Source organism: Microcystis sp. M079S1, assembly GCF_020246425.1.
Taxonomy (GTDB): domain Bacteria; phylum Cyanobacteriota; class Cyanobacteriia; order Cyanobacteriales; family Microcystaceae; genus Microcystis; species Microcystis aeruginosa.
On sequence record NZ_JADBSZ010000027.1, the window covers coordinates 22,561 to 28,810 of the forward strand.

Consider the following 6,250-nt stretch of genomic DNA (forward strand, 5'->3'; position numbering starts at 1 on the left):
AGGTGGTTTTAAGCGAGTCTTGAGATTATGTTAATCAATGGTTTTAGTTTCTGTTGGTTGTTCTTTAACAATTTGTAACGCCCAGTTGCGGGTTAGCACGGTGCGGGGATGAATGGGACAATGGCTACTTAAAAGATATTTTAGGGAATAATCACAGGTTTGTTGAACGCTTTTATGGAGATTTTGATAGCTGAGTTGTCGTAGGGCGTTTAATTCGGGTGTATCGCCGCGATTGGGTTCCAAGGCATCGGCAATAAAGACTATACAGCTAAGATCACTCATATTGGGTTTACCGAGGGTATGATTGCGAATTGCTTCGAGAATTTCCTCGTCGGTAACGTTAAATTCTTTTTGGGCGACAACTGCACTCACATCGGCGTGGAGTAAGTGGGGATGGGATAAACAGATATTATCCACGTCTATTCCCGCCGATTCCGCCATTTTTAGCAGTTTTTTGGGCTTGAAAAATTTAGCCAGATCGTGTAGTAATCCCGCTTGCCCTGCTTGGACGGGATCGAGATCGTGATGACGAGCTAAATCAATACACATGGTCTCCACACCGAGAATATGTCGCAGACGGTGTTCGTTGACGTTTTCTTTTAACCAGTCGATAACTTGCTGTCGCATCTTTTTTTTGCCCTTGTGGAACCCCAAAACGATTGTAACAATTACTATACAATTTTGCCTATTGCTCCCGGGTTCGATCTTTACCAATCATCCTCGCAACTAGCTTCTAAAACTTCTTCTTGCTGCCAATCATCCTGAAAAGGTTGTACCACTTTACCGATCGCATCGGCCACAAAAGACTTAATAAATTCTTCCTTGCGACTGAGTTGAAATTGTCTTTGTACCACTTCCGTCATACCACCGTCACCCCAGTCTTGATCCTGACGGAAATATTCAATAAAACTTTTGCCGGCAATGCGGGTTAAATAGGCGGCACTGACCCCTTGAATTGCCTTACCGACTATATAGGTAGTAAAATTTAACTGTAGGATTCTGGCTAATAATTCTACTGCTCCTTTCACTACTCCCAAACTAACTAGAGTTTTGCCCAAAGATAGAGCCAATTCCTTGCCTCGATCGCTGTTAATTTCACAGCCATAAACTTGACCAATTTCCCTGACCATTTGAGCATTAACCGCCGCCGTTGCTAACATATCGAACACTGGTAAGGGAGTCACTGCAATCACTCCCGCACCGATCCACTGATAGCGATCGATAATTTTATCAGCTTGGCGACGACGTTGGCGATCAATAATTTTCCTAGCTTCTTCCCCCAATCTTTGGGATTGTAAGAGGATATTATCCGCCACTAAATCCTCCCCTTCGGCCCGTAAAACTGAAGCCAAACGTTTAATTAAAGCCAAAATATCTGGTTCTGGTGTGATGATTTGTCCACCGGTTAACTGTAGGGGTTGGGGATTAGCGGCGACGGCAATAATATCGGCTGAAAGGATCACTCCTTTTAGACGTTCTCGTAATTGTTTTAAAATAATGTCTCGATCTTCGTCGCTATAGAGATCGATTTTATTAAAGACTAAGAGAGAACGTTTACCAATATCAATTAAACGCAATAAAGGGGCATATTCCGATTGTCGAATATCGTTATCAATGACAAATAAAAGTAAATCTGCTTCCGTGGCTAATTGTCGCGCTAACTGTTCCCTTTGACCTCCGGCTGCACCAATTTCGAGAATGCCGGGGGTATCGGTAATTTGAATTTCCCGATTCACACCTTTCATTTTTAAACTATAGGTTTCCCCTTTTTCCGTGGTTCCCATGGTTGCCTCCACATCGCCCACCATTTGACCGATGAGGGCGTTAATTAGAGAGGTTTTTCCCGCCGATCCTGTGCCGAAAACAATGATTTTAACTTCTTTTCTGGCTAAACTTCGCTCAATTTCTTGGGAACGGTTAATAAAAACCTGTTGGGTTACTTTATCTTGAATTTGCTCCACTTGTTGCCGGATAGCTTTTAAGGTTTCCCCGGCGGCCTCGGTTTTTTCTACCGGTAATTTTAGGGGTGGACGGGAGGAAGAACGCAACCCGCGGCGACTTTTTTGCTGCTGGGGCAGCAGATAAAAGTAGTACAGAAGAACGTATATCAGCAAGCCCAGCAGTCCGATAATCAGCAAAAGCAGAATATTAGCTAAGATAGGAGCGGTAAAGGCGATCTGGATGTAAAGACGATAGATAGAGTTGACTAACCACAACATTAATCCGAAAATAAAGCTCAGACCAATGATTAAAGTGGCAAGACGGGGTAATTTCATCAGCTTTAACGGTAGGGGATTCCTTGATCTTGATCTTAGTTCTTTGCCGGCCGATTGTCGGGAACTAGAATAGACTATTATCTATAGTCATAATTGTTTTTATTCATCAGTAGGGAGGCAAAATTATTTGTAGGATGGGTTAGCGGTAGCGTAACATAATCGGGCGTTGGGTTTCATGCTTCAACCCAACCTACGTTCTCCACCTACTTTTATTTATTCTCCCCACTTCCCCACTTCCCCACCTCCCCACTTCCCCACTTCCCCACTTCCTATTCCCTCGGGCCAGAAAAGGGGTAAGATAATAAGTTTAGTGATAAGATGACCGAATTGTAAGCGGGGACTTGATATGGCAGAAACCCTATTATTTAATGCTTTGCGACAGGCGATCGATGAGGAAATGGGCCGCGACCAGACAGTATTTGTTTTGGGTGAAGATGTGGGTCATTACGGTGGTTCCTACAAAGTTACCAAAGATCTCTACAAAAAATATGGCGATTTAAGGGTTTTAGATACTCCCATCGCTGAAAATAGTTTTACGGGCATGGCAGTGGGGGCAGCCATGACGGGATTACGTCCGATTATTGAAGGCATGAATATGGGTTTTCTTTTGCTTGCCTTTAACCAAATTGCCAACAATGCCGGGATGTTACGTTATACTTCTGGCGGTAATTTTAAAATCCCCATGGTTATCCGTGGTCCGGGGGGTGTGGGCAGACAATTAGGGGCGGAACATTCCCAACGTTTAGAGGCCTATTTTCACGCGGTACCCGGTCTAAAAATTGTCGCTTGTTCCACTCCTTACAACGCCAAAGGTTTATTAAAATCGGCGATTAGAGATAATAACCCCGTGCTTTTCTTTGAACACGTTCTTCTCTATAATCTCAAGGAAAATTTACCTGATACCGAGTATCTTTTACCCCTCGATAAAGCCGAAATCGTTCGCAAGGGAGAAGATATTACCATTCTCACCTATTCGCGGATGCGTCATCACTGTTTACAGGCATTAAAACAGTTAGAAAAAGATGGCTATGATCCAGAAATTATCGATTTAATTTCCCTGAAACCCTTTGATATGGAGACGATTGCCGCTTCGATTCGCAAGACTCATAGGGTGATTATCGTGGAAGAATGTATGAAAACGGCGGGAATTGCTTCCGAGTTAATTGCTTTAATTAACGAGCAGTTATTCGATGAATTAGATGCCCCGGTGTTAAGATTATCTTCCCAAGATATCCCCACACCTTATAACGGTAATCTAGAAAGATTGACGATTATTCAACCTAATCAAATTGTCGAAGCTGTCCAAAAAATGGTCGGTGATCGCATTTAAAAAATTCTCCTTTTGATACTGAAGTTATGCAGAGACAAAATTGGTTATTGTTACTGATCATCGGACTGGTTATTGCCTCGATCGTCATCCTGATTAAGTTACCCCTACAATTAGGTTTAGACCTGCGCGGTGGTAGTCAATTAACCATTCAGGTTAAACCCACTGAAACCGTCACAACCATTCAACCTAATGATTTAAAAGCCGTACAAAATGTGATTGAAAATCGCGTTAATGCCCTGGGTGTTTCTGAATCATTAGTGCAGACTGTGGACAGTAAAAATCAGGTAATCGTGCAACTACCCGGGGTCACAGATCCCAAAGAAGCTGAGAGAAACCTAAATGTTCAGGCCCAATTAGAATTTCGTCAGCAAAAACAAGGTACAGAAGGAGAATTCCGGGCTGAATATTCAATTTTTCAACAAAAAAAAGCGGAATTAGCCGCCCTCAAAGCCGAGAATAAACCCGAAAATGCCGCTAAAATTGCCGAACTAGAACAATCTCTGCAAAAATCTAAACAGGCGATTTTAAATTTATTTGAATCGGTGGACTTAACTGGAAAAAATCTGCAAAATGCCACTATTAGTTCCACCCAAGGCACTAACTGGGAAGTGGCCATTACTTTCGATTCGGAAGGGGGCAATAAATTCGCCGAACTGACTAAAGCGATCGCGGGTACTGGTCGCAGTATTGGGATTTTCCTCGATAATGAATTAATTAGCGCCCCTGTGGTTGATGTGCAGTTTGCCCAAACGGGAATTACAGGAGGCCGGGCCGTGATTACTGGTAATTTTACCGCCGAAACTGCCAACGATCTAGCGATTCAATTGCGCGGTGGTTCTCTACCTTTCCCCGTTAAAGTGGAAGAAATTCGCACCGTCGGGGCAACTTTAGGCCAGGATAGTATCCGTCGCAGTATCTACGCTGGTTTAGTGGGTTTACTGTTAGTTTTAATCTTCATGGCGGTTTATTACCGTTTACCCGGTATTATTGCCGATATTTCCCTGATTATCTATACTATTCTCTCTCTGGGGGCTTTTGCCTTAGTGGGAGTCACGATGACGTTACCCGGTATTGCCGGATTTATCCTCAGTATCGGCATGGCAGTTGATGCAAATGTACTGATTTTTGAGCGTACCCGGGAGGAATTAAGGGCCGGAAAATCCCTATTTCGGGCAGTAGAGTCGGGATTTTATCGGGCTTTTTCCAGTATTCTTGATAGTAATGTCACTACTTTAATCGCCTGTGCTGCCTTATTTTGGTTGGGTTCAGGATTAGTCAAAGGTTTTGCTTTAACTTTAGCCATTGGGGTAGCTGTGAGTATGTTTACCGCTTTAACCTGTAGTCGCACTCTCCTGTTAATCACCGTGTTAAACGTCCCCAGCGTCCGTCAAAAACCCCAACTTTTCTGCCCTAATTTACCGACAAATCAGTAGGGTGGGTTAGGCGACGACAAGTTATGCTGTTAACCAATAATTTCATATTCGCCGTAACCCACCGATTGCCACTCCCTACTCCCCAAATTCCTTTTTCCTTTTTACTTTTTACTTAATCTATATGGCATTTAGCGTTACAAAACAGCGTAATTTTTGGTGGACAGTCTCGGCCTTGCTGACGATTGGTAGTATTTTGGCCATGGTAATTTCTTGGTTCACTATTCAAGCGCCTTTGCGACCGAGTTTAGATTTTGTTGGTGGCACGAGAATTCAGATAGAATTAGCCTGTGCTAAAAAGAATAACTGTGAGAAACCCTTAACTACTGCCGAAGTGCAAGGAATTTTAGACGAGGAAGGATTGGGTAACAGTAGTGTGCAGGTGTTGGATAAATATACTTTATCGGTGCGGACGAAAACCCTCGCAGAAGAACAGAGAACAAAATTACTCGACACCTTAAACCAGAAAATCGGTGCCTTTGACCCCGAAACCAGTCAAATCGATACGGTCGGTCCCACCATCGGTCAAGAATTATTTAGGTCGGGATTTTTAGCTTTATTAGTGTCATTTTTTGGCATTGCTGTCTATCTAAGCTTCCGTTTTCAACGGGATTACGCTTTTTTTGCCATTGTCGCCCTGCTGCACGACGTTTTGATCACTTTAGGGGTCTTTGCGGTTTTAGGCTTAATTGCGGGGGTAGAAGTGGATAGTTTATTTTTGGTTTCCCTCTTGACAATTGTGGGCTTTTCTGTTAACGACACAGTGGTAATTTATGATCGCGTTCGGGAAAATTTTGTCAATACCCCCGAATTATCCGTGGATGAAATTGTCGATAATGCGGTGAGTCAAACCCTAACTCGTTCGATTAATACCACCCTGACCACTTTATTGCCTCTGGTGGCGATTTTTCTCTTTGGTGGCACCACCTTAAAATATTTTGCCCTAGCTTTAATTATTGGTTTCGTGGCGGGGGCCTATTCGAGTATTTTTATCGCTAGTACCCTACTAGCTTGGTGGCGCGGTCGTTCCAATCGAATTAAGGCCGTGCAAGCTTAAAAATGGCTTTTGGCTGTTAGGTGGTGATTCGGTAGTAGTGATGGCGGCTTAATCCTTTGCTTTGCTGTGCATTGTAGTCATGGATAAAATACCAAAGGGCTCCCCAACGTGATTCTCCATTTTTTTAGAGAAAGATAGACTCTCTCTCACCAGCCGA

At 43.3% G+C, this 6,250-nt stretch carries 5 protein-coding genes; 3 read left to right on the forward strand and 2 right to left on the reverse strand.

The genetic code is table 11. From position 1 onward, the window contains the following. Nucleotides 1-30: 30 nt before the first annotated feature. Together yqeK and IM456_RS01685 are read right to left on the reverse strand one after the other, a co-directional pair. Nucleotides 31-627 (reverse strand): bis(5'-nucleosyl)-tetraphosphatase (symmetrical) YqeK, encoded by a 597-nt coding sequence (yqeK, locus tag IM456_RS01680; RefSeq protein WP_002763152.1) that lies wholly within the window; start codon nt 625-627, stop codon nt 31-33. Between the two features lie 80 nt (nt 628-707). Further along, nucleotides 708-2,276 carry a YcjF family protein gene (locus IM456_RS01685; protein WP_149985797.1) on the reverse strand — a complete coding sequence of 523 codons (1,569 nt, stop codon included), beginning with the start codon at nt 2,274-2,276 and terminating at the stop codon, nt 708-710. 346 nt (nt 2,277-2,622) lie between these two features. Between IM456_RS01685 and IM456_RS01690 the strand changes: the two genes are divergently transcribed. The 3 genes from IM456_RS01690 to secF all read left to right on the forward strand — a co-directional run bounded on the left by IM456_RS01690 (nt 2,623) and on the right by secF (nt 6,093). Next, nucleotides 2,623-3,606: an alpha-ketoacid dehydrogenase subunit beta gene (locus IM456_RS01690; RefSeq protein WP_002752113.1), complete on the forward strand. Its 984-nt coding sequence runs from the start codon at nt 2,623-2,625 to the stop codon at nt 3,604-3,606. Nucleotides 3,607-3,632: 26 nt separating this feature from the next. Continuing rightward, nucleotides 3,633-5,039, forward strand: a complete 1,407-nt coding sequence (secD, locus tag IM456_RS01695; RefSeq protein WP_149985796.1) for a protein translocase subunit SecD — start codon at nt 3,633-3,635, stop codon at nt 5,037-5,039. Between the two features lie 121 nt (nt 5,040-5,160). After that, on the forward strand, nt 5,161-6,093 hold the full coding sequence (gene secF, locus IM456_RS01700) for a protein translocase subunit SecF (RefSeq protein ID WP_149985795.1): 933 nt from the start codon (nt 5,161-5,163) through the stop codon (nt 6,091-6,093). The last annotated feature ends 157 nt before the right edge of the window (nt 6,094-6,250 follow it).